Annotated in this window: 21 protein-coding genes; 17 read left to right on the top strand and 4 right to left on the bottom strand. The window is 73.1% G+C overall.

The window, feature by feature from the left end; translation table 11 throughout:
- Positions 1-132 precede the first annotated feature (132 nt).
- The 8 genes from QMG73_RS09680 (at position 133) to QMG73_RS09715 (ending at position 8222) form a co-directional block, all read left to right on the top strand.
- Entirely contained in the window at positions 133-1350 is a 1218-nt protein-coding gene (locus QMG73_RS09680) for a PP2C family protein-serine/threonine phosphatase (protein WP_281893872.1), read from the top strand.
- Complete coding sequence (locus QMG73_RS09685; protein WP_281893873.1) at positions 1347-1748, top strand: STAS domain-containing protein; 402 nt, start codon at positions 1347-1349, stop codon at positions 1746-1748. The genes QMG73_RS09680 and QMG73_RS09685 overlap by 4 nt, the downstream gene beginning before the upstream one ends.
- Before the next feature lie 15 nt (positions 1749-1763).
- Positions 1764-2588, top strand: coding sequence for a TIGR03619 family F420-dependent LLM class oxidoreductase (locus QMG73_RS09690; protein WP_281893875.1), 825 nt, complete (start codon positions 1764-1766; stop codon positions 2586-2588).
- Between the two features lie 84 nt (positions 2589-2672).
- Complete coding sequence (locus QMG73_RS09695; RefSeq protein WP_281893876.1) at positions 2673-4811, top strand: Hsp70 family protein; 2139 nt, start codon at positions 2673-2675, stop codon at positions 4809-4811.
- 249 nt (positions 4812-5060) lie between these two features.
- Positions 5061-5426: a hypothetical protein gene (locus QMG73_RS09700; protein WP_281893877.1), complete on the top strand. Its 366-nt coding sequence runs from the start codon at positions 5061-5063 to the stop codon at positions 5424-5426.
- Positions 5423-5971 carry a GNAT family N-acetyltransferase gene (locus tag QMG73_RS09705; protein ID WP_281893878.1) on the top strand — a complete coding sequence of 183 codons (549 nt, stop codon included), beginning with the start codon at positions 5423-5425 and terminating at the stop codon, positions 5969-5971. Before QMG73_RS09700 ends, QMG73_RS09705 begins: the two co-directional genes overlap by 4 nt.
- A 518-nt stretch (positions 5972-6489) precedes the next feature.
- Positions 6490-6990, top strand: coding sequence for a SigE family RNA polymerase sigma factor (locus QMG73_RS09710; RefSeq protein ID WP_281893879.1), 501 nt, complete (start codon positions 6490-6492; stop codon positions 6988-6990).
- Positions 6987-8222 (top strand): hypothetical protein, encoded by a 1236-nt coding sequence (locus tag QMG73_RS09715; RefSeq protein WP_281893880.1) that lies wholly within the window; start codon positions 6987-6989, stop codon positions 8220-8222. Before QMG73_RS09710 ends, QMG73_RS09715 begins: the two co-directional genes overlap by 4 nt.
- Here the strand turns inward: QMG73_RS09715 and QMG73_RS09720 are convergent.
- Positions 8219-10099 (bottom strand): BTAD domain-containing putative transcriptional regulator, encoded by a 1881-nt coding sequence (locus QMG73_RS09720; RefSeq protein ID WP_281893881.1) that lies wholly within the window; start codon positions 10097-10099, stop codon positions 8219-8221. The two genes, QMG73_RS09715 and QMG73_RS09720, sit on opposite strands and share 4 nt — an antisense overlap.
- A 116-nt stretch (positions 10100-10215) precedes the next feature.
- Here QMG73_RS09720 and QMG73_RS09725 point away from each other — a divergent pair, with 116 nt between their 5' ends.
- Positions 10216-11079: an alpha/beta fold hydrolase gene (locus tag QMG73_RS09725; RefSeq protein ID WP_281893882.1), complete on the top strand. Its 864-nt coding sequence runs from the start codon at positions 10216-10218 to the stop codon at positions 11077-11079.
- On the opposite strand, the gene QMG73_RS09730 is transcribed toward QMG73_RS09725, so the two are convergent.
- Complete coding sequence (locus QMG73_RS09730) at positions 11065-11400, bottom strand: DUF952 domain-containing protein (protein ID WP_281893883.1); 336 nt, start codon at positions 11398-11400, stop codon at positions 11065-11067. The genes QMG73_RS09725 and QMG73_RS09730 overlap by 15 nt on opposite strands.
- A 116-nt stretch (positions 11401-11516) precedes the next feature.
- On the opposite strand from QMG73_RS09730, the gene QMG73_RS09735 reads away from it, so the two are divergent.
- From QMG73_RS09735 to QMG73_RS09770, 8 genes are read left to right on the top strand one after another with little or no spacing between them, the layout of a single operon-like run.
- Positions 11517-11936, top strand: a complete 420-nt coding sequence (locus QMG73_RS09735; protein ID WP_265250247.1) for a TOBE domain-containing protein — start codon at positions 11517-11519, stop codon at positions 11934-11936.
- Positions 11933-12682 (top strand): molybdate ABC transporter substrate-binding protein, encoded by a 750-nt coding sequence (gene modA / locus QMG73_RS09740; RefSeq protein WP_281893885.1) that lies wholly within the window; start codon positions 11933-11935, stop codon positions 12680-12682. The genes QMG73_RS09735 and modA overlap by 4 nt, the downstream gene beginning before the upstream one ends.
- A complete protein-coding gene (locus tag QMG73_RS09745; RefSeq protein ID WP_281893886.1) occupies positions 12682-13476 on the top strand; it encodes an ABC transporter permease in 795 nt (264 codons plus the stop codon). The genes modA and QMG73_RS09745 overlap by 1 nt, the downstream gene beginning before the upstream one ends.
- Positions 13473-14510: an ABC transporter ATP-binding protein gene (locus QMG73_RS09750; RefSeq protein WP_281893887.1), complete on the top strand. Its 1038-nt coding sequence runs from the start codon at positions 13473-13475 to the stop codon at positions 14508-14510. Before QMG73_RS09745 ends, QMG73_RS09750 begins: the two co-directional genes overlap by 4 nt.
- A 44-nt stretch (positions 14511-14554) precedes the next feature.
- On the top strand, positions 14555-15040 hold the full coding sequence (locus tag QMG73_RS09755) for a GNAT family N-acetyltransferase (RefSeq protein ID WP_281893888.1): 486 nt from the start codon (positions 14555-14557) through the stop codon (positions 15038-15040).
- 49 nt (positions 15041-15089) lie between these two features.
- The gene (locus QMG73_RS09760; protein ID WP_281893889.1) at positions 15090-15752 is read left to right on the top strand and encodes a response regulator transcription factor; all 663 of its coding nucleotides are present in this window, start codon (positions 15090-15092) and stop codon (positions 15750-15752) included.
- 17 nt (positions 15753-15769) lie between these two features.
- Entirely contained in the window at positions 15770-17140 is a 1371-nt protein-coding gene (locus QMG73_RS09765; RefSeq protein WP_281893890.1) for a sensor histidine kinase, read from the top strand.
- Positions 17137-18054: a TAXI family TRAP transporter solute-binding subunit gene (locus tag QMG73_RS09770; protein WP_281893891.1), complete on the top strand. Its 918-nt coding sequence runs from the start codon at positions 17137-17139 to the stop codon at positions 18052-18054. Before QMG73_RS09765 ends, QMG73_RS09770 begins: the two co-directional genes overlap by 4 nt.
- Before the next feature lie 7 nt (positions 18055-18061).
- On the opposite strand, the gene QMG73_RS09775 is transcribed toward QMG73_RS09770, so the two are convergent.
- A complete protein-coding gene (locus QMG73_RS09775) occupies positions 18062-20068 on the bottom strand; it encodes a carbohydrate-binding protein (protein WP_281893892.1) in 2007 nt (668 codons plus the stop codon).
- 48 nt (positions 20069-20116) lie between these two features.
- Positions 20117-23266 carry a family 43 glycosylhydrolase gene (locus QMG73_RS09780; RefSeq protein WP_281893893.1) on the bottom strand — a complete coding sequence of 1050 codons (3150 nt, stop codon included), beginning with the start codon at positions 23264-23266 and terminating at the stop codon, positions 20117-20119.

Consider the following 23266-nt stretch of genomic DNA (forward strand, 5'->3'; position numbering starts at 1 on the left):
GAGGCTGCCCAATCCCGGGGTACCCAGACGTGTTCCCTCAAACCCCCGCGCCGGTCGCGTTTCGACGGTCGCCGGGTCGGGCATTTCGGTCCTGGCGATGGAGGTGGCCGATGTCATGAGCTGGCCGATGTCATGAGCTGGGACGTGGAAGCCGGCGCCACCTGGCACGCGGTGATCGTGGACCTGCTGGCCCGCGTGAACTTCGCGCTCGGCGACGAACTCCCCGACGAGATCAACAAGGCCACCGCGCCGATCGGCCTCGATGTCACGATCTACCTGGTCGACCACGAACAGCAGCGGTTGTGGCCGCTACCCCGTCAGGGCAAGCCGCCCCCGCCACCGATGTCCGTCGACGGCTCGCTGGCCGGTCGGGCGTTCACCTCGGTGCGCACCCAGGTGCCAGACCCGGACACCGCCCCGTACCGGATGTGGGTGCCCCTGATCGACGGCGCCGAACGGCTCGGCGTGGCCGAGGTGCTCGTCGATCCGCCGCCGGCGGATCGCACCCGGTTCCAGCGGTGGTGCGAGTCGCTGGTGGGGCTGCTGGGGCACCTGGTGGCGGTGAAGATGCCGTACGGCGACAGCCTGCACCGGGCCCGGCGCACCCGCGCGATGTCGGCCGCCGGCGAGCTGCTCACGCAACTGCTGCCGCCGCTGACGTTCAGCGCGCACCGGCTGTCAATCAGCGCGGTGCTCGAACCCTGCTACGACGTCGGCGGCGACGCGTTCGACTACGCCGTCGACGGCCCGATCGCCCGGACGATGGTGCTCGACGCGATGGGGCGCGGCCTGCGGGCCGGCCTCACCGGTGCGACGGCGCTGGGCGCGCTGCGCGCCGCGCGGCGTGACGACCACGGCCTGTACGCCATGGCACGCGCCGCGGACGCCGCCCTGACCGAGCAGTTTCCCGACCTGCGGTTCGTCACCGGCGTACTGACCGAGCTCAACATGGACAGCGGGCTGCTGCGGTACATCAACGCCGGGCACCCGCCGCCGCTGCTGATGCGGGGCGCGAAAGCGGTCCGCGAACTGCCCGGTGGGCGCCGGCTGCCCCTGGGCATCGAGGACAGCAGGATCGTGGTAGGCGAGGAGATCCTCGAACCCGGTGACCGCCTGCTGCTCTACACCGACGGCGTCGTCGAGGCGTACGACCAGGGCGGTGACCGGTTCGGCGTGGAGCGCCTCGTCGACCTGGCCGAGCGGTGCGCCGCCGCCGGGATGCCCGGCCCCGAGACGCTGCGCCGGCTGGCACACTCCGTGCTGGCCCACCAGGACGGCCCGCCGACCGACGACGCGACGCTGCTGCTCCTGGAATGGTCACCGCAAGCCGCTGAACGGACGCAGTTATGAACGAGTACATACCGGTCCCCGGCCGGCGTCGCGAACCCGCCGCCGGCCCGCACGGCGAGCTGGGTCTCGCCGTCGACATCGACGAGCGCGAAGGCCACGTGCTGGTCAAGGTCCGCGGCGTCATCGACTTCTGGAGCGCCGGCCCGCTCCAGGAGCAGGTCAACTGGGCGCTACAGGATCGCCGGCCGCACCTGGTCTTCGACCTGCAGGAGGTCACGTTCGTCGACTCGACCGGCTTGGGCCTGCTGGTATCGGTGCACCGGCGGGCCGAGGCCGGCGGCGGTTGGCTGCACATCGCCCGTCCCGACCCGCTGGTGCGCCGCGTACTGGAGGCCACCAACCTGGACCGGCTCTTCCACCTGTATCCGGACGTGCCGGCCGCCGAGGCGGACGCCTGAGGTAAACCTTGGTACATGGAGTTCGGAGTCGGTTACTTCCCCACCTATGACGGCATGCGACCCGGCGAGGTCGCCAAGCTGGCCGAGGAGCGCGGCCACAGCGCCATCTACTTCGCCGAGCACACCCACATCCCGGCCACGGAGACGGACCGGGCCCCCGGCAAGCCGCTGCCGGCCAAGTACTGGCGCACCTACGACCTCTTCGTCGCCCTCACCGCGGCCGCCGCCGCGACCAACCACCTGCGCGTGGCCAGCGGCATCTGCCTCGTCATCGAGCGTGATCCCATCATCACCGCGAAGGAGGTCGCCAGCGTCGACCACCTGTCCGGCGGGCGGCTGGAGTTCGGCGTGGGCGCCGGCTGGAACCGCACCGAGATGCGCAACCACGGCACCGACCCTCGGGTGCGCATGGCCGTGCTGCGCGAGCGGGTCGAGGCGATGAAGGAGATCTGGACCCACGACGAGGCCAGCTACTCGGGAAAGTACGTCTCCTTCGAGCGGATCTGGTCGTGGCCCAAGCCCGCGCAGCGCCCGCACCCGCCGGTGCTCGTCGGCGGCGCCGGGCCCACGGTGCTCGACCGCGTGCTCGCCTTCGGCGACGCGTGGTTCCCCAACTACCACCCCGAGATCTACGACCGCGTCGCGGAGCTGCGGGCCCGCGCGGATCGGCACATCGAGGTACAGGTGATGAGCGTGCCCGCGGACCCGAAGGTGTTCGAACGCCTGCGTGCGGCGGGCGTCAGGCGGGTCTCGCAGTGGCTGCCGTCAGGGCCGCGCTGGCGCGTGGAGCGCGCGATGGACACCTGGGAGGCCGCGATCGCCGACTACAACCCGGAATGACGCGACTGCGCAGCGCTTTCCCTTGCCGCGCACGGCATCCGGGCGGGTCACCCACCACGGATCAACATCGCTAAACTCCCCCGAATGTCGTCAGGCTTCGAGCTCGCGGTGGACTTCGGCACGTCGAACACGGCCGCGGTCCTGCGGGGCCCGGACGGCCGCATCAGGTCCGTGCTGCACGACGGGTCACCGGTACTGCCGTCCGCGGTCTGCCTCGAGCCGTCGGGCCGGCTGCTGGTGGGCAAGGACGCGCTCGCCGCCGCCCGGATGTACCCGGGTGCGGCCGAACCACACCCCAAGCGCTGCGTCGACGACGGCGTGATCCTGCTCGGCGGCCACAGCGTGCCCGTCGACGCCGCCATCGCGGCGGTCCTGAGTCACGTCGTCGAAGAGGCTCGGCGCACCGGCGAACCGTCGCGCGCGGTGCTGACGTACCCGGCCGCGTGGGGCCCGCGCCGCAAGGCGGTACTGGCCGCCGCCGCGGCCCGAGCCGGCCTGCCCGCCCCCGTTCTCGTACCGGAACCGCTCGCCGCCGCCGCGCGCTTCGTCCACTCCTCGGTCCACTCTGGATCGGGCCATTTGCCGGTCGGCGCCTGCCTTCTGGTGTACGACTTCGGCGCCGGAACGTTCGACGTGTCCGTGGTACGCCGTACGGCCAACGGGTTCGACGTGCTCGGCTCGGCGGGCCTGCCAGACGCGGGCGGGCTCGACGTCGACGCGGCGGTCGTCGCCAACCTCGGCGCCACCTACGCCAATCGCGACCCGGGGCTGTGGCAGCGCCTCGCGGCACCCAGCGACGCCGCCGACCAGCGCGCCCGGCGCCAGCTGTGGGACGACGTACGCCTCGCGAAGGAGACGCTGTCGCGCGCCAGCTCGGCGGTCGTGCACGTACCGGGCATCGAGGTCGACGCGCCGATCGGGCGCGAGCAACTGGACCGCCTCGCGATGCCGGTACTCGAACGCACGATAACGTCGGCGCGCGCCACCATGCTCGACGCCGGCCTGACAGCGGGGCAGCTCGGCGGCGTGCTCCTGGTCGGCGGATCGAGCCGGATACCGCTGGTGGCGACGCTGCTGCACCGGACGTTCGGCGTCCCGCCAACGGTGTTCGAGCAGCCCGAACTCGTGGTGGCCGAAGGCGCCCTGGCCGCCGCCGACGCGGTACTCGCCGCGCCGCCCCCGGGGCCGCAGCCACAACCGAACCTCCACGCTGGGCCGGCGGCGCCGCGCGCCGCCACTGTCGCGCCGCCGAATTCACGCCCGACCGGACCGCTGGCGGCCGCACCGCCGCCAGACGCCGGCTGGGGGCCGGCCGCCGCTACGCCTGCCGGTGCGACGCCGCCAGATCCGCAGGCTGTACAGGGCGCGGCCGCCGCGTACACGACCGCGCCCCCGAACGGGAGCGCCGGCTCTGAGACGGCGTCCGCGGGTGCCCGTCGACGCCTGGTGACCAGCGCGCCGATCCTGATCGCGGCGGCCGTCGTGCTGGTACTCGCACTCGGCGCCGTAGCCGCCAAGGTCATCGGCATCGGCGACGGCGAGGACGGCAAGGGCTCCCGCATCGGAAGCGGACCGGGCGGCGGCGAGTGGGCCGGTGTCGGCGACGTGGTGTCCGGCTCGCCGGTACCGGGCACGAGCGGCACCGCCACCCCGTCGACCGCGGCGAGCGGCACCCCGAAGCCCAGCACCACCGTCACCGCGCCCTCCTCCGGAGGCGGCTCCACCGGCGGCGGTTCAACGGGCGGCGGCTCCACCGGCGGCGGCTCGACGACAGAGACCTCCGCACCGCCCAGCGGAGACGACACCAAGGAGTCGACCATCAAGTGCACGTCGTACCAGAAAATCACCCTCACCCGGGTCGAGGGATCGGGCACCAGGACACCGACGTTCGAGATCCGCGGATGCATCTGGAAGAACAACTCGCAGGTATCCTTCGCCCACGACTACCGCATGGACACGGCCCGGAAGACGGCATACACGTTCTACCCCGTGGGCATGTACAAGTGTGACGCCGAACTTCTCGAGAACCTCGGCCACCGCTCCGGGAGCGGCACCGTGGCGTACGACGACGGCGACATCACCGGCGGCGGCATCAAGCGCGGCCAGGCGGCCAGCTACCACGCCCAAGGCGAGTTCAGTGTGACGGTCACCGACGGCGACGGCACCAAATGGTCCACCAACGGCAAAACCGTAACCCTCCGCACCCTCTGCCTATCCGACTAACCCCCGCCTCCCCCGCACCCGCGCCGCCTTCCCACGCCGCTCGCGAGGCCTTCCCGCGCCGCTCGCGAGGCCTTCCCGCGCCGCTCGCGGGGCCTTCCGCGCCGCTCGCGGGGCCTTCCCACGCCGCTCGCGAGGCCTTCCCACGCCGCTCGCGAGGCCTTCCCACGCCGCTCGCGGGGCCTTGCCCCGCCGATCAAGGGCAAAAGCACGCGGTTCGATCTCAATTCCGCGTGTATTCGCCCTTGATCGATGCAAACCACCTTGATCGGCGAACCCGCGCCGATCAACAACCCAGCGCTCACCGGCGCGCCGCCATCGTCGGCGGGCTCGGCGCTCGTCGGCGGTCCAGCATCAGTCGACGGCCCGCCGTCCGCCGACGGCGTGGCGCTCCCCCGACTCGGCGCTACCCCGGCGGCCCCGCGCTCCCCCGGCCCGGCGCTCCCCGCGGCCTGGCGTCCGCCGGCGGCGCCGGGCTCGTGGCTGGCGGCGGGCTGTGCGCCGGCGGTCAGCTGGGCAGCGTGGAATGTGGTCCCCACCGAGCTCCGCGACCGGGTCGAGGTGTCGATCACACCGATACCCAAGGGCTGGGGCCACCGGCTAGCGTCGGGGACGTGACAGCGCCCGAGATCACCATCGCTACCGTCGCGCACCGTGACAGCGTCGTCGACTCCCTGGTCGCCGCGTTCGTCAAGGACCCGGTCCTGCGGTACCTCTTCCCGGACGCGGACACCTACCCGCGATACGCGGCGGCGTTCTTCGGGGGCCTTTTCGACAAGCGGGTGCACAAGCAGAGCATCTGGACGATCGCGGGCGGCGCTTCGGTGGCGATCTGGGAGCCGCCCGGCGCATCGGGGGGCGAGAGTCCGCGATTCCCCGAGGGCGAGCAGGCGCGCATCGACGCTTACAACGACGCTCTGCACAGCGCGCTGCCCACCACCCCATTCTGGTACCTCGGTGTGCTCGGGACACACCCTGACCACGCCGGCCAGGGCTGGGGCCGCTTGGTCATGGCGGAGGGTCTGCGCCGCGCCGCCGCCGACGGCCTGCCCGCGATCCTGGAGACCAGCAATCCGGGCAACGTCGAACTGTACCGGCGCGCCGGCTGGCAGGTCATCGGCACCGCCGAGTCCCCTCTCCCGATCTGGATCATGCAGCAGTAGGACTCTGGCGCGCCGGACGCTGTAGCCACGCGATCGCCCGCGACTGCCGGCGACATCCGCTGGTGGCGAGCGCGCCGTCGCGGCCAGGGCCGGCCGCCGGGTTTGAGGGGTTGGCGGCGGCCTGTCGCCGCGCCCCTGCGCGGTCCGCGCCGCGCCCTGCGCGTCGATCAAGGCCATTCGCATCGACCAAGGGCGAATACACGCGGAAAAAGATCCAACCACGTGCATACGCCCTTGATCGGCGGGCAGGGCGTGGCGACACGCCGTGCCGGGCCGACCTGGAGGCGGACGCACGCGGAAAAGAGATCCAACCACGTGCATACGCCCTTGATCGGCGGGACGATCGCGTGGACCGCGGCAGGACGACCGCGCGGGGCGTGGCGGGAGGACCGGGCGGACCGCGGCGGGACGACCGGGCGTGGGCTGCGCCGGGCGTGGGAGCCGGACGCTGACCGCGGGATGCGGATTTGTCAGAGCGGGGCGGCAACCCGGCGGTGGGGGCGTGGTGTTTAGGAGGCGTGGAGGATTTCCGCGCGTATGTGGCCAGCCGGCTCGACGGCCTGCGCCGCACGGCGTACCTGCTGTGTGGTGACTGGCATCGGGCCGACGACCTCGTCTCGACCGCACTCATGAAGATGTACCGCCACTGGCGTCGCGTGTCCATGATGGACAATATTGACGCGTACGCCCGGCGGACGTTGCTGCGCACGTGGCTGAATGAGCGGCGTCGTGGCTGGCGGCGGGAGGTGCCGGCCGGTGCGGAGCTGCCTGACGCGGCGCATGGCGGCCACGAGCGTGGTGTCACCGACCGCCTGACGGTGGTCGCGGCGCTCGCGGAGCTGTCGCCGAAGCGCCGGGCGGTGATCGTTCTCCGTTACTTCTCCGACCTGTCCGTGGAGCAGACCGCCGAGATCTTGGGCTGCAGCACGGGCACGGTCAAGAGCCAGACGGCCCGCGCGTTGGAGGCGTTGCGGGTGCGCCTGGCACAGGATGTGAGCGTGGGAGGGCAGGACAGATGAACCTCATCGACGAATTGCGTGCGGCCAGCGCCGACCCACCGCCGACCCGCATCGATCTCGACGGACTGATGTCGGCCGAGCGGCGCAACATGGCACGCCGCCGCTGGGTGGTCGCGTGCGCGGCCGTGTTCACGGTCGCCGCCAGTGTGGGCGTGGTGCGGCTGGCCTCGCCGCCCGACCTCGGCAACGCCCCGGTGACGACCCAGGTCCCGGACTTCGCCCACCTCAATCCGCCGGAGCGGGTGTGGCCAAACGCGATCCGTAGCCTTCCCGGCACGCTGCCCGACGGCCGCGCCTACCAGGTCGCCGCCGCCCTGGACGACGGCACGTACCTCGTACGCGCGGAGCCGGACCCTGCGAAGGAGACCACGGACTTCGAGGGACCGATGGTGTACGACCCGGTCCGCGCCACGACCCGGCATCTGTTCGACCCGGCGCTGCTCAACGGCATGACCGCGGGGATCTCGACGGGATTGCCCGTCAAGAGGGTGGGCGGCGAGGCTGTGTGGCTGCTCAGCGGGGTACGTGCCGGCAAGCCGGTGTGGGAGCTCTGGGCCGCGCCGCTCGACGGGGGCGCACCGGCCCGGCGCCTGGCCAGCCTGACCGAGGAGACCGGCGGTGGGATGGTGATGACGGCGTTCGACACGACCGGCGACGCCGTGTACTGGAGCATTCCGAGCGCTGACGGGAAGCCCGCGGGCATCCGTATCCAGCCGCTGTCAGGTGGCGCCCCCCGGTACGTTCCCGGGTACGACCTGACCGGGATCGACGGGTGGGTGAGCACCGCGCATACGGAAGCTCAGCACGAACAGCCGATCGCCGGCGAGTTGTGGAACATGGTGACCGACAAGCGCGTGAGCTGGCGGGTGAGCGGGGCGTCGGAGTCCCACATCTGCGACCCGACCGCCTGCTACGGCCCCGCGAAGGGCGGGTGGGTGACCCACGGGCTCGACGGGAGCGGCGTGACGCGCTTGGGCGCGACGTTCCGGACGCTGAGTGGCGCGGCGTTCGACGGCAGGTTCGCCATCGGCATAATCTCACCCGAGCTCCGCGACGGGGCCAGACGTGACACGACGATCACGCAGGTGCTCTGGGACCGGTCCACCGACAAGGCCGCGTCGCGCCCCATCGGCTTCGACGGGTCCGCGGTGGTCGGCACCGCGGAACGGCCGCTCTACACCTGGCGGGACGGCGACGTGTACAACGTGCTCGACCTCTCCGCGATTGGTTAGCAAGCCGCCAGGGCGGTGAGGTGGTGGGTGACCGGGCCGAGGGTGAGCATGCCACTGCCCGCACCCGCCAGCTCGCCCTCGGCGGGTGCCAGTGCGGCCCGGGCACGGGCCGCCAGCGGGCGGTCGCCGAGCGCGATGGCGGCCCGCCCAGTCAGGCACCACAGGGCCTCGAAGAGCAGGTCGTGCGGCGGTTCGGGGACGCGGCGCAGGGCGGCGGCGGCCTCCGCCGGGCGGTCGCGCGCCAGCAGTACCCAGGGAAGAGCCCACGGCGCGTAAGGGCCCCACTCGGCGTCCGGATCGGCGGCGGCCGGCTCTTCCCGCCCCACGCGCAGGCACAGCAGCGCGAGCGGCAGCAGTCCACGTTCGACACCCGGCATGCCGGCGCCGTCCAGTGTGGACGCCGCGTCGCGGTAGGCCGCCTCGGCGGCCAACAGCGGTGCGCCGGTCGCGGCAAGCCGCAGCGCCCGGTACCAGGTGGTGAACACGACGGCCAGCGGTCGTTCGTGGCGCGCGGCGAGCCGGTCGACGGCGGCCGCGTGCGTGTCGGCGCCGGCGAAGTCGCCGAGCGCGCTACGCGCCTGGAGGCGCACCAGATGGCCGAGGATCTTGTACGCGTGCAGTCCGTGCGAAGTGGACAGTCCGATGAGTTCGGTGCCGATGGAGTCGCGTGTGGACGCCAGGCCGGCCCGGTGGCATGACTGCATGAAGACCCCGTTGAGCGCGAACGCGAGCAGTGCCGGGTCGCCGAGCCGGCGGGCGATCCGTTCGGCTTCGCGGGCGGCCTCGGGACCGCGCGGCGCACGGGTGCCCCGCGACTCCAGCGCGATCGTGGCGAGCAACCGGGCGCGGGCCGCGTCGTGGACGCCCGCGGCCAGGGCCCGTTCGGCGGCGGCCACGACCCGCGCCGCCTGCTCGGGGTCGTCGGCGCGCGTCCAGATCGCCGGCACGTCGTACCCGCCGATGACCCGCGCGGTCAGCTCCGGGTCGCCCGCGCGCTCGGCCGCCGCGATGGCCGCGTAACGCTGCTCGCGCGCCGCCGCCAGCCCTCCCCCACCGGTCAGCGCGAGGCCGCGCAGCAGGTCGACGCTCGTCTCCAGCCGGGCGGCGGGCGCCACCGCCCGCTCGTACGCCGCCGCGGCCTCCACCCACACCCGGTCGGCGGCGCCGGCGTCGGCCTGGCGCAGGATGTCGGTCTCCAGCCGCCGCAGCCCCGGGCCCGGATCGACGCCCAGGTGGTCGCGGAGCAGCCCGCGCGCGCGGCGCAGGACCGCCAGGGCGTCGCCCTGGCGGTCGGTCAGGTACAGGGCCAGGGCCAGCAGCCGCCAGGCCTCCTCGCGCCACGGATGCTCGGTCGCGTGCGCATCCAGATCGGGTACCGCGTCCGCCGCGCGCCCGAGCGACAGCAGCACATCGGCGCGCCGCTCGACCGCGCCCAGCCGCAACTCTTCGAGGCGGGCCCGTTCCGCCTGTGCCCAGGGCTCCTCGGCGACGTCGGCGTACGCAGGCCCGCGCCACCAGCTCAACGCCTCGTCGAGCCGGTCCAGGTCGCCGGTAGCGATCGCCTGTTCGAACCGGTCCGCGTCGGTGGGCGCCCTGACCGCGTACCCGGGTCCCTCGGTCACCAGCACCGTGGCGGGCGTCCGGGGCGGCCGGTTGGGCTCCAGCGCCCGCCGCAGTGCCGCCACGAACGTGCGCAGCGCGCTCACGGCGCCCGGCGGCGGCTCGTCCCACAGGTCGTCGACGAGGCGGCCGACCGGCACGACCCGGCCGCGCGCGACGAGCAGCCGCGCCAGCACGGCCCGGTGCCGCGGCCCCTTGAGATCGACCGCCGCCCCGCTCCCGTCCCAGGCCACCACCGGTCCCAACACCCCGAACACCGCTCCAACCTAACGTGATCAGGGCGTCCCTCAAGTACCCCTAACGACTTGAGGGACGCCCTGATCACGGGACGGCGCTCATTGGTTGCTCATTCGCCGGCGGCAGGCTTCTTCGCGTGAAGATTTCTGGATTCGAGTACAAGCGCGTGACCGTCGACACGGGCATGACGCTGAATGTCGCGGTCGGCGGCACGGGCCGCCCGGTCGTGCTGCTGCACGGCTTCCCGCAGACGCACCTCATGTGGCGGCACGTCGCCGCCGACCTCGCCGCCGATCACACCGTCATCTGCCCCGACCTGCGCGGCTACGGCGCCAGCGACAAGCCGGCCGATGGCCCGTACGACAAGCGGACGATGGCCGCCGACATCGTCGGCCTGGCCCGGGCGCTCGGCCACGAGCGGTTCGCCCTCGCGGGCCACGACCGGGGCGCGCTGGTCGCGATCCGGGCCGGCCTCGACCATCCGGACGCCATCACGCACCTGGCCGCGCTGGACGTGCTGCCGACCCTGGACATGTGGGGCGTGCTGCGGGGCGCGAGCGCGGCGGTGGCCTTCCACCTGTACCTGATGGCCCAGCCGCCCGGCCTGCCCGAGCGGATGATCGCCGCGAGCGCGGACGACTTCTTCGGGTACTTCCTGGACGCCTGGACCCGCGACCCCGCCGCGATCCCCGCGGACGTACGGGCCGAATACCTGCGGGCGTCCCGCGAAGCGGTACCGTCCATTGTGGCCGATTACCGCGCGTCGGCCGGCATCGACGCCGAGCACGACCGCGCGGACCGCGAGGCTGGCCGCACGCTGGCGATGCCGGTGACCGTGATGCAGCAGGACTGGGGTGCGGCGCTCGGATACGACGCGGCCGCCGTGTGGCGGGCCTGGGCACCCGACCTCGACCACATCATCACGTCGGCCGGGCACTTCATGGCCGAGGAGGCACCCGGCGAGGTGGTGAAGGCCCTGCGTGCGCTACTCGGGCGGTAGCGCCGCGTCGACGGCGTCGGCGCCGGGCACCGGATACACGGCGACCACGGCGTCGCGCGGGAGCGTGCCGTAGATGTGCGGGTAGAGCCCGCCGTCCGACGCCTCCTCCCAGCGAACCGTGTCGCCGAGCGCGCCGGCGTCGGCGGCCGCCACGACGAGCGCCGGCTCGCCGGCGAACACCCGCTTGGCGACGCCCGCCACCTGGGCGCGGGACGAGCAGTGGATGAAGCCGCTCTCCTTGTCGAACGGGGTGCCGTCGAACCGGCCCGTGGAGTCGAGCACCGCCCACTCGGGCGGCAGCAGAATCTTGTAAATCAGCACCCGCCCACTGTGCCATAACAGCCAGGCACATGCGGCCCGGCAGTCCCAGAAAGCTGGCAACTGCGAGTCGGATACCCGAGTTCACATCGCGGATGCGAGACGCTACCCTCGGAGCTGTGACGCTGTTTCGGATCGGGGAGGCCGCCGAGCTGCTCGGGGTCAGCGCCGACACCGTGCGCCGCTGGGTCGACGCCGGCCGGCTCACCGCGGGGCGCGACGAGCACGGTCACCGGGTGATCGACGGTGTCGACCTGGCCGCGTTCGTCCGGTCGCAGGCCGCCGAGCCGGAAGACCGGTCAGACGCGTCGTCGGCCCGTAACCGGCTGCGGGGCATCGTCACCGCGGTCGTGAAGGACACGGTGATGGCGCAGGTCGACATCCAGGCCGGCCCGTTCCGGCTGGTGTCGCTCATGAGCCGCGAGGCGGTCGACGAGCTCGACCTCCAGGTCGGGTCGGTGGCCGTAGCGGTGATCAAGTCGACGACGGTGGTGGTGGAGCGGTCGACGGCCGCCCACCGAGGGAGGGGCGCTTCGTGAAGGCGAGAGCGATCGCGGCACTGTTCGCGGTGGCGGCGCTGGGGCTGTCCGGCTGCGGCGGCGACGACGCGGGCGCCACCGGCAGGGGCACGGTGACGGTGTTCGCGGCCGCGTCGCTGACCGAGTCGTTCACCACGATCGGCAAGGACTTCGAGGCGGCCAACCCGGGCGTGAAGGTGACGCTCAACTTCGCCGGCAGTTCCGCTCTCGCCACGCAGATCAGCCAGGGCGCCCCGGCAGACGTGTTCGCTTCGGCCTCCCCGGCCAACATGAAGTCGGTCGGCACCGACGGCACCCCCGCGACCTTCGTGAAAAACCAGCTCGTCATCGCCGTGCCCAAGGGAAACCCCAAGGGCGTGACCGGCCTCGCCGACCTCACCAAGCCGGGTGTCAAGGTGGCGCTGTGCGCGGAGCAGGTGCCGTGCGGCGCCGCCGCCAAGAAGGCGCTCGACGCCGCCGGTGTCAAGGTGACCCCGGTGACCCTGGAGCAGGACGTGAAGCAGGCACTGTCCAAAGTGAAGCTCGGCGAGGTCGACGCCGCGCTCGTGTACCGCACCGACGCCAAGGCCGCCGCGTCCGATGTGGACGGCGTCGAGTTCCCCGAGTCCGCCGGCGCCATCAACGACTATCCGATCGCGGTGTTGAAGGACGCTCCCAACAAGACCACCGCGCGGGCCTTCGTCGCGTACGTCCAGTCGGACAAGGGCATGGCGGTGCTCACAGCGGCCGGGTTCCAGGAGCCGTAGTGGCGGCCCGTGCCGGGCGCCGCGTGCCGGCAGCGCTGCTCATCCCCGCCGGCCTGGGGCTGCTGTTCCTCGTACTGCCCCTGGCCGGGCTGCTGATCCGGGCGCCGTGGACCACGCTGCCGCAGCGGCTGGCCGAGCCGGGTGTGCTCACCGCGTTGCGGCTGTCGCTGGTGACCGCCACGCTCGCCACCGCACTGTGCCTGGTGCTCGGCGTACCCCTGGCATGGCTGCTGGCCCGCGTGGAGTTCCGCGGCCGGCGGCTGGTCCGCGCCCTCGTCACCGTGCCGCTCGTGCTGCCACCTGTCGTCGGCGGCGTGGCCCTGCTGCTGGTCTTCGGGCGCCGCGGCCTGGTCGGTGAGTGGCTCGACTCGGCCTTCGGCGTCACGCTGCCGTTCACGACCGCCGGCGTGGTGCTCGCCGAGGCGTTCGTGGCCATGCCGTTCCTGGTCATCGCGGTCGAGGGCGCGCTGCGCGGTGCCGACACCCGCTACGAGGAGGCCGCCGCCACCCTGGGCGCCGGCCGCTGGACGACGTTCACCCACGTCACGCTGCCCCTCGTCGCGCCCGGCGTCGCCGCCGGCGCGGTGCTGTGCTGGGCGCGGGCGCTCGGCGAGTTCGGCGCCACCATCACCTTCGCCGGCAACTTCCCCGGCCGCACTCAGACCATGCCCCTGGCCGTTTACCTGGCCCTCGAAACCGACCTGCAGGCCGCCATCGTGCTCAGCCTCATCCTGCTCGCGGTCTCCGTCACCATCCTGGCCGCCCTGCGCGACAAATGGATCACCAGCCCATGAGCCTCGACGCCCACCTCGTCGTCGACCGTGGCGGGTTCCGCCTCGACGTGCGCCTGGCCATCGACAATGGCGAGGTCGTCGCGCTGCTCGGGCCCAACGGCGCCGGCAAGACCACCGCGCTGCGCGCCCTCGCCGGCCTGCAGGAGCTCTCCGCGGGCCACATCACCCTCGGTGGTGAGGCCCTGCATCAGACGCCACCCGAGCGGCGCCCGATCGGCGTCGTCTTCCAGGACTACCTGCTGTTCCCGCACCTGTCCGCATTGGACAACGTCGCGTTCGGGCCCCGGCGCCACGGCGTCGGCCGCCATGCCGCCCGCGAGCGGGCCGCCGGGTGGCTCGACCGGGTCGGGCTCTCCGGGTACACGAATCGCAAGCCACGGCAGCTGTCCGGCGGCCAGGCCCAGCGCGTCGCGCTGGCCCGCGCCCTCGCCGTCGAGCCCGCCCTGCTGCTGCTCGACGAGCCCCTCGCCGCCCTCGACGCCCGCACCCGCCTCGACACCCGCACCGAGCTGCACCGCCACCTCGCCGAGCACCCCGGCGCCACCCTGCTGGTCACCCACGACCCGCTCGACGCGCTCGTGCTCGCCGACCGCCTGGTCATCGTCGAAGACGGCCGCGTGGTCCAGGAAGGCGACGCGGCCACCATCACCGCCCAGCCCCGCACCGACTACGTCGCCCGCCTCGTCGGCCTCAACCTCTACCGCGGCCACGCCACCGGCCACACCGTCACGCTCCGCGACGGGTTCACCCTCACGGCCACCGACCGCCTCGACGGCGACGCGTTCGTCGCGTTTCCGCCCTCGGCCGTCGCGCTGCACCCCCACCAACCCGACGGCAGCCCCCGCAACACCTGGCCCGCCACCATCGCCGGCATCCAGCGCCACGGCGACAACCTGCGTGTGCAGCTCGACGGCCCGATCGTCGTCGCGGCCGACATCACCCCGGCCGCCGCCGCCCACCTGCACCTCGCCCCAGGCCAGACGGTGTGGGCGGCCGTCAAGGCGACCGAGACCCGCGCCTACCCCGCCGGGTGAACGAGCCCTGATCACCACGGGCGGCGATGTGTCACGATCGTGCCATGGTGGAGCTGTCGGTACGCCCGATGACGCAGGCCGAGTACGACGAGTGGATCGAGGGGCTCGCACGGTCGTTCGCGCGGTCGCAGGTCGCCGCCGGCAACTGGGCCGCGGATGACGCGATCACGCTGGCCCGGCAGGGCAACGCCGCACTGCTGCCCGACGGCCCGGCCACCGAGGGCATGCTGCTGCTCAAAGGGGTGCTGCCGGACGGCACCGCGGTCGGCGTCGCCTGGATCGGCCTCACCCATCCGCGCGGCAATCCCGGCTGCGCCTTCCTGTACGACATCGAGGTCGACGAGGCGCACCGCGGCTCCGGGTACGGGCGGGCGCTGCTCGCGGCGGCCGAGGAAGCGGCACGCGCGCACGGCAGCAAGGCCCTGGAACTGAACGTGTTCGGCGGCAACGCGCCCGCGATCCGGCTGTACGAGACCGCCGGCTACGACCTGGTGACCCAGCAGATGCGCAAGAATTTGACCAACACTTAGGCTTCCGCACCCTCGCGCCGGCCCGCCCACCTGTACGACGATGGCGAGCATGCGGGTGCTGCTCGTCGAAGACGACGCCCGGTTCGCGCGTGCGCTGACGGCCGCGCTGCGCCGCAGCGGGTACGAGGTCGACCATGCCCCCACCGCGGCCGCCGCGCTCGCGGCGCCGCCGGGCGACCTCGTGCTGCTCGACGTCGGCCTGCCCGACGGCGACGGTATGGACGTGTGCCGGCGGCTGCGCGCTCAGGGCGAGGTGGCGATCATCATGCTGACCGCGCGCGGCGAGGAGCGCGACCGGGTGGCCGGGCTGCGCGGCGGCGCCGACGACTACGTGGTCAAGCCGTTCGGATTCGCCGAGTTGCAGGCGCGCATCGAGGCCGTGCTGCGCCGTGCCCGCCCGCGCCCGGCCGGCCTCCGCGAGGTCGGCGACCTGAGCGTCGACCTCGACCGGCACGAGGCACGCGTGGGCGGCGCGCCGCTGACGCTGACCCGCAAGGAGTTCCACGTGCTGACGCTGCTGGTGACCGAGCCCGGCGCGGCGGTGCGCCGCGAGCGCCTGCTCACCGAGGTGTGGCACACCTCGTGGCGCGGCACGTCGCGCACATTGGACGTGCACATGGCGACGCTGCGCGGAAAGATCGGTGAGAGCGCGCAGATCGAGACGATCCGCGGTGTCGGCTACCGGATCGTGCCCGGCCCGACCCGCCCGTAGCAGCCGGGAGAACCGCCGTGCAGCGCCGACTCCTCATCACGTACCTGACCCTGCTCGCGGCGGTGCTCGCCGGCCTCAGCGTGCCGCTCGGTGTCGCGGTCGGGTCCCGCAACGCGCAGGAGATGTTCATCGACCGGCTCAACGACACCGCGCGGTTCGCCTCCCTCGCCGAACCCGCCCTGCGCACCGGCTACATCCAGACCCTCGAGGCCGAACTGCGCCAATACGACGAGATGTTCGGCATCGCCGCGGCCGTCACCGGGCGCGACGGCCGGCTCGTCCTCACCTCGCGCGACGACCTCGACCTGGCCGCCGAGCCGGTGCGGGCTCGCGTCGAGGCCGCGCTGTCGGGCGAGCGCGCGGGTTTCGGCGGCGGGCTGTGGCCGTGGCACGACGAACCGCTCGTCGTCGCCGAGCCGGTCGGCCGCGGCGGGGACGTCATCGGCGTCGCGGTCACACTGTCCCCTTCGGACACCCTGCACTCCCTCACCCTGCGCAACTGGGCACTGCTGCTCGGCCTCAGCCTGCTCGTGCTGCTGGTCGGCGCGGTCGCGGCCGTGCCGCTGACCCGGTGGATGCTGCGGCCCGTGCGCGACCTCGACGACGCCGCCCTCGCCTGGACCGAGGGCCGCTTCGGCGACCGCGTGCCCGCCGGCTCCGGACCGCCCGAACTGCGCCAGCTCACCGCCTCCTTCAACACCATGGCCGAGCGCATCGCCACGCTCGTCGAGCGCCAGCGCAGCTTCGTCTCGTACGCCAGCCACCAGCTGCGCACCCCGCTGGCCACCATGCGGCTGTCACTGGACAACCTTGGCCCTTCGGTGCGCGGCGAGGGCGCCGACGACTACCGGATGGTCGCCGAGGAGGTCGTCCACATGGGACGGATGTGCGACGCGCTGCTCACCTACGCCCGGGCCGAGGCCACCGCCGACGAGGTGGTCGAGGTCGACGCCGCCGCGGTCGCCGACGAACGGGTCGCGGTCTGGCGGCAGGCCGCCGGCCTGGCCGGCGTCGCGCTGTCGCGCGCCGGCGCCCACCGGGCACCCGCCCGCGCCGCGCCGGAAGCCCTCGACCAGGCGCTCGACGCGCTGCTCAGCAATGCCGTCAAGTTCGCCGGCCACGGCGCCACGGTCACCGTAACCGTCGAACCATCAGGGTCCGATGTAGACATCCACGTCGTCGACTCCGGGCCCGGCATGCCCGCCGACGACCTCGCCAAGGCCGCGCAACCGTTCTGGCGCCGCTCCACACACCAGAACATCGAAGGCTCCGGCCTGGGAGTCACCGTCGCCGACGCGCTCATCGCCGCCTCCGGCGGCAGGCTCGACCTCCTGCCAGCCGAACCACACGGCCTACACGCCCGCGTCCGCCTGAAGGCGGCCTCATGAGAGCGGCCCGGGCCGCCGTCGCGGTCCTGCTATTCCTTGGTACGCCCAGCGCCTGTGACGCGGCACCGGACGCCGCTCTGGATGGGCTGAAAATCGCGGCCGGCAGCCCGGGCGACGTCTACCACGCGCTCGGGCAAGCACTCGCGGGTGCCGCCCCCGGCGTGCAGGTACTGGAAAGCGGCGGCTCGCTCGACAACCTGCGCCTGGTAGCCGAGGGCGGCGCCGACGCCGGCTTCGCCACAGTGGACACCGTCACGATGGCCACCCACGGCGACCAGCCATTCCGCGCCGCCCGCCCCCTGGTGGCACTGGCCCGCCTCTACGACGACTACCTTCAGGTCGTCGTACCCGCCGGCAGCGACATCGACCGGGTCACCGACCTGGCTGGGCGTACGGTGTCGACCGGCCCGGCCGGCTCCGGCAACGCGGTCGTCGCGGCCCGCGTGCTGGGAACCGAGATGACGACCGTCCACCTCTCCCCCGCCGACTCCGCCGAAGCCCTGCACGCCGGCCGGATCGACGCGTTCGTGGTGACCGGCGGGCTGCCCGTGCCAGCGGTCCAGCGACTCTCGGAGCGGCGCCCGATCCGCCTGCTCAGCCTGCGCGCCGAGATCGCCGACATCCAGTCCCAGTACGGCGAGCAGTACCAGGCCCGCACGATCCCCGCCCGCACGTACGGCGTGCGGACGGAGGTGGAGACCCTGGGCGTGGCCAACGTGCTCGTCGTGCGCCCCGACCTACCCGACGACAAGGCGTACCAGCTCACCAAGCTCCTGTTCGACGCGAAGCCCGATCTCGTGCGTGCCCACGCCGAGGCCCGCCGCCTCGACCCCCGCCAAGCCCTCGCGACCTTCCCCGTCCCGTTGCACCCGGCCGCCTCGCGCTACTACCGCACCCACAAGACCTTCGCCTGACCCACGGTCAGATGCGTTGGAAGGTGAGCCAGTTCAGGTACCAGCCACCGCCGCCCTCCGGTACGGACAGGCGGATGGTCTGGCGGCCGGCCGGGAGGGTCACCGGATCGGCTGTGCGGACAGTACGCCACGTGCCGCCGGTGCTCACCGGGTCGACGTAACGGCTGCCGCCGGCCGTGAGCTCGATGCGCGCGCCCTTCGTGACCGCGAACGTCGCGACCCGGTAGCTGACCTGGTACTGGCCGGCCACCGGCACGTCGACCGTGTACTCGACCGAGCCGCCGAGCACGCCGAACCCCGAGTCGTCGCCGAGCACGAAGCCGTTGCCGGCCACCCCGTCGTATCCGCAGGTCGTGGCGCTGGGCCAGTCGAGGCAGGTGTGCACGTACGCCTGCGCGTCGACCTCCTGCGCGGCCCATCGGCCGGGCCGGATGCGGGTGCCCGCGGTGCGGGTGCGTTCGGCCTGGACGGTGACCGATCGGCCGGGCGTGTCGGGCAGGCGTACGGGCGCCGGTGCGAGCAGGTCGGCGACGTCGACCGAGTACAGCCACTGGTCGAGGAGCACGCCGGGCTGGCCGGGGCGGGCGTGCATGGCGGCCATCCACATCCGGCCCTCGGCGTCGACCGGCCCGAGGCGGTGGTCGTCGACGTTGCCCACGACCGTGGGCAGCAGCTTGCGGCCGAGGTCGACCGCGGTGCCTGTGCGGAAGACCAGATCAGCGCCGGCCCGATCAGCGCCAACTCGGTCGACGCGGATGGGCAGCACGGTGCCGCCGAACGACAGCGCGAGCACGGCCTTGGTACGCGGGTCCTGAGCCAGGTCTTCGATCGTGAGCACGTCGTCGGCCTGCACGATGTCGTAGTCGGGCCGGCAGGTCAGGCCCCACACGCTCTTGCCGTTGGCGGAGGTGCGGTACCGGTCCGGCGCCCACCCGGGCCGGTGCCGGCACTCCCCGCGCTCCAGCCGGCCGCGACCGCCGCGGGCGGAGTACACGGCGAGGCTCCCGCCCTGGAAGCCGTCCATCCTGGAGGCCCACAGGTTGCCGAGGTGGTCGTAGAGGAAGGGCCCGTACGCGTAGAAGGCGTCGTCTTCGGGGTTGCGGTCACCGGGCACGATCGGCGCCGAGATCGGGCGGATCGCGCCACTGCCGGCCTCGTACCTGAACTCCTGCACGACCATGTGCGGAAACTGGCCCTGTCCACGATAGACATCGAGGCCCACAGCGAACCGCCCGTCGCGGCTGGTCGGGTCGCCCTCGATGTCGCGCACCGAGACCCGCTCGCCGTCGAGCGCCGGGTACGGGTACTCCCCCGTCACCGCGACCGTGAAGCGGCCCTGCCGGTCTGGCCCGGTCAGTGCCAGCGCGAGGATGCTGCCGTTCGAGCCGTCGCGGCCGTAGCGGGCCACCAGGATGTCGCCCGAGTCCGGCAGGCGCGCCAGGTCGTACAGGTCTCCATGGTCGACGGTGCCGGCCGTGGGCGCGACCCGCCACCGGCCGGCTACTTTGGACAGTACGCCGAATCCCGGCCACGCACCGGGCGTGGCACTGTCCGCGCTCCGGGTGGTGAACGCGACGCCGCCTTCGACCGGCAGCAGCCCGGTCACCGACGGCGCGCCCGGCCCGACCGGGCCGATGCCGATCGTGCGGAACACGCCGGTCGCCGGCTGGTAGGCGCCCACCACCGTGCGATCGGCCGTGGGCGTGCTGAGGTCGGCGGTGTGGCTGAACCCGGCGATCAGCAGCGTGCCGTCGGCGGCGAGGGCGGTGCGATACGCCTGCACGCCGGGCGGGAACCGCCAGCCGGGCACCTCGACGCGCGCCACGTCCTGGCCGGACGGGGTGACCGTCTCGCCGGCCATCGCGCCGAACGAGCCGGCCCGGCCGTGCACCGTGACGGTGGCGTACTCCGGCGCCCACGGCGCACGTGGCGGCCGCTTGACGCTGTCGGGCGCGACGGTCAGCCCGACGGCTACCACCAGTCCGCACGCCGTGACTACCCGTCTGCCTCCCACGCAGGCACGGTACCGGCTCCCGAGGCGCCGGCACCGCCCCCGCCCGCGTCACCTTCTTGTCAGAGTCATCCAGTTCAGCTGCCAACCGCTGCCCACCAGCCGCAGCGTGTTGACGCCGGCCGCGAGCCGCACGGTCGGACCCGCGACAAGCCGCCACACCCCGCCGGTGTCCAGCGAGGTCGACCCGGTGGCGCCGCCCGTCGTGAGCTGGACGCCCGCTCCCGCACCCCCGCTGGCCCGGTACGCGATCTCGTAGTCGCCCGCTACGGGCGCGTAGACGGTGTATTCGGCTGAGCCACCGCGCAGCGCGAACCCGTCGCCCGGTACACCGTCGTCAGCGCACGCGCCGCGGCACAGCACCATGTGCGCGTCGCTTTCCACGGGAATGACCCCGCCGGGGCCCGGCGCCGCGCGCCAAGTGCTCGTCGTGCGGGTCCCCTCGGCCTGTACCCGGGCCTGCTGCCCGGCGGCCACCGGCAGCGCGACCGGTGCGGGTGCGAAGAGGCTCGCCAGGTCGACGGACGCGACCCAGTGGTCGATCCGCTGGGTGTGGCCCTCGCCCGGCGGCCAGATGTGGACGGTGAACCACGCCCTGCCGGTCTTGTCGAAGACCGGCGGCCGCTGCTCCGGCGGGCCCTGCCGGGGCAGCAGGTTCCGTCCAGTGTCGACAAGGGTGCCGACCGTGAACGTCTTGTCCCGCCCCGATCCGGAGTGCCGCACGGCGAGCACGTTGCCGGTGTCCCAGGTGTCGACGCCCACGATCGTGCCGGTGGCCGGGTCCTCGGCGAGTTGGAGGAACCCGCCGAACAGGCCGCCACCGGCCGCGTCGGCGCCCTGCCGGAGCGCGTAGTCGGGTGCGCAGGTCTGCCCCCAGACCGTGCGGCCGCCCGCCGTGGTGGTGTAGCTCTCCGGCTGGCTCTCCCAGCGCACCGGGTCGAACGGGCACGCCGGCCCGCCCGCCCACACCTGTACGCCGTTGGACGCCGACCACAGGTTGCCCTGCCGGTCGTAGATTCCACCGTGGACGCCCAGGAACCGTGTCCCGTCGGTGCCCGCGATGAACGGCGCGGACACCGGGCGGATCGCGCCGGTCCGGGCGTCGTAGCTGAACTCCTGGGTGATGCTCGGGTCGAGCCCTGGCGGGACGGTGTCGGGGTTTGCGTCCGTGTCGGCGTGCCAGATGTCGGCCACCACGTTGAACCGCTCGTCTCCCAGCGGACTGGTCGGGTCGGTCTCCACCGTCTTGAGGGCGATGCCGAGGTTGCCGGGGCGCTGCGGGTTGGGCGGGTCGATGTCCGGCACCTCGGGGTACGCGTAGTAGCCGACGATCCGCGCCTGGAACAGCCCACCCGCGTCCGGGCCGGTGACACGCAACGCCATCAGCCCGCCGCTGGTGCGCCTTCCGTCGCCCGCGTACAGGGCGACGATCAGGTCGCGGGACTTCGGCGCGACGGCCATCTCGTTCGGCCCGCCGCACAGGCTCGTCGCGTCCGGCAGCCGGTCGTACGGCGCGCACGCCCGCTCGTCCACATCGGAGTCCGGATTGGAGCGTGCCAGCTCGGCCGCCGTCCACTGGTTGACGATCTGCCAGCGGCCACCCTGCTTGGCCATGACGCCGAAGCTCGGCCACACGCCCTCCGGCGGGATCCTGCGCCGGTTCAGGTACGGCGGCCACGGCACCCCGAACAGGTTGGTGAACGCGACCGCGTTGCCGTCACCGATCGGCAGCACGTCCCACGACGACGCGCCACCGTGAAGCGTCTTGCCGCCTTCCACGAATGGCGAGACCGTGCTGGTGCCGCTCGACGTGGTCGCGTTCAGCGTGCTCCACGCACTGGCCTTCGGGTCGTACACCCCGGCGGCGACGTAGTCGTCGGCGACGTCGGTGTTGCCGCCCTGAATCACGAGGGTGCCGTCAGCGGTCATCGCGTTGAAGATGCCGTTGTGGCCCGCCGGCCAGCCCCAGCCCGGTACCGCGCGGGTGGCCAGGGCATGGCCGGACGGGGTGGCCGGGCCGAGCAGATCGGTGCCGAAGCTGCCCTCCCGGCCGTGGATCGCCACCGTGCCCGGCTCGTACAGCGCCGGCGTCACACCGGTCGTGTCGAGCCGGAACACCATCTGGGTGCGCAGGTTGGAGGCGCCGCCCCAGTAGATGTGCGCGGTGGCGTACACCGGCTGCGGTGCGGGACCGGTCGGGTCCGGCACCGCCACCGACAGCCCGCCGAACCCGGGCAGGTCCGGGAAGGCGGTCAGCGGTGTGGCGTCCACATTGGGCACCGGCGCGGTGCGGGCCGACGACCCCCACCACGGCCGGTACCGGCTCGCCGGGTCAAACGAGTTGACCAGGCCGCACGCGCCGCCACTCGTGGGTGCCGACCGGCCGCACAGCGCCCAGCCGGTCGCGTAGTTGTTCGAGGCCCACGCGTTGGCGGCGAAGAACAGCCACAGCTCGCCGGAGTCGGCGCGTACCATCGTCGGGTTCTCGATCACCTGCTCGCGCTGCCCGCTCGCGTTGGTGAACTCGTCGAACCCGAGGTCCGGATGCGACTCCTGCAGCAGCGCCCGCACCGGACCGACCAGCGAGGCGGTCGCCGGGTCGAACCGCTGCACGTTGAGCGGTCCCGAGTCCCAGAGCAGGTACCAGGCGGACGTCTGCCGGTCGTAGAAGAGCTCCGGGTCGATCGCCCACCAGCCGTTCGACGGGCAGATCAGCGGCTGCGCGGGATGCAGCCAGTTCGGCCCGGTGGAGCGGTCACCGGCGGCGACGCCGATGCACTGCTGGCCGGTGCCCGCCTTGCGGGCCACGTAGAACAGCCACCACGCGTTGCCGATGCGCGCCATCGTCGGCGCCCACAGCCACATCCCCACGTTCGGCGGGCGGTCCGCCCACGGCCCGGGGCCGCCGGGCAGGGCGTCGCCCATCCAGCAGTCGCCGAGCTGGTCCGGCGCCGGGCCGGTCCGGTACGGGACGTAGGCGAAGCCCTTGCCCCACACCGGATCGGCCGGATCGCACGCCTTGGCGAACGGCGCTGACAGCGACTCGTTCGTGGACAGTGACACCCAGGTGTTTCCGTCCCGCACCAGGGTGGGATCGGCCGCCCGCAGGCTCCCCTGCGCCCGCGCCCGCGCCACCTCCGGCACCAGCAGCGCCACGGCCGCCAGCATGATGGTCACCGCTATCCAGGTCGTCCGCCTCAT

The sequence above is a fragment of the Phytohabitans aurantiacus genome, assembly GCF_027923225.1.
GTDB classification, from domain to species: domain Bacteria; phylum Actinomycetota; class Actinomycetes; order Mycobacteriales; family Micromonosporaceae; genus Phytohabitans; species Phytohabitans aurantiacus.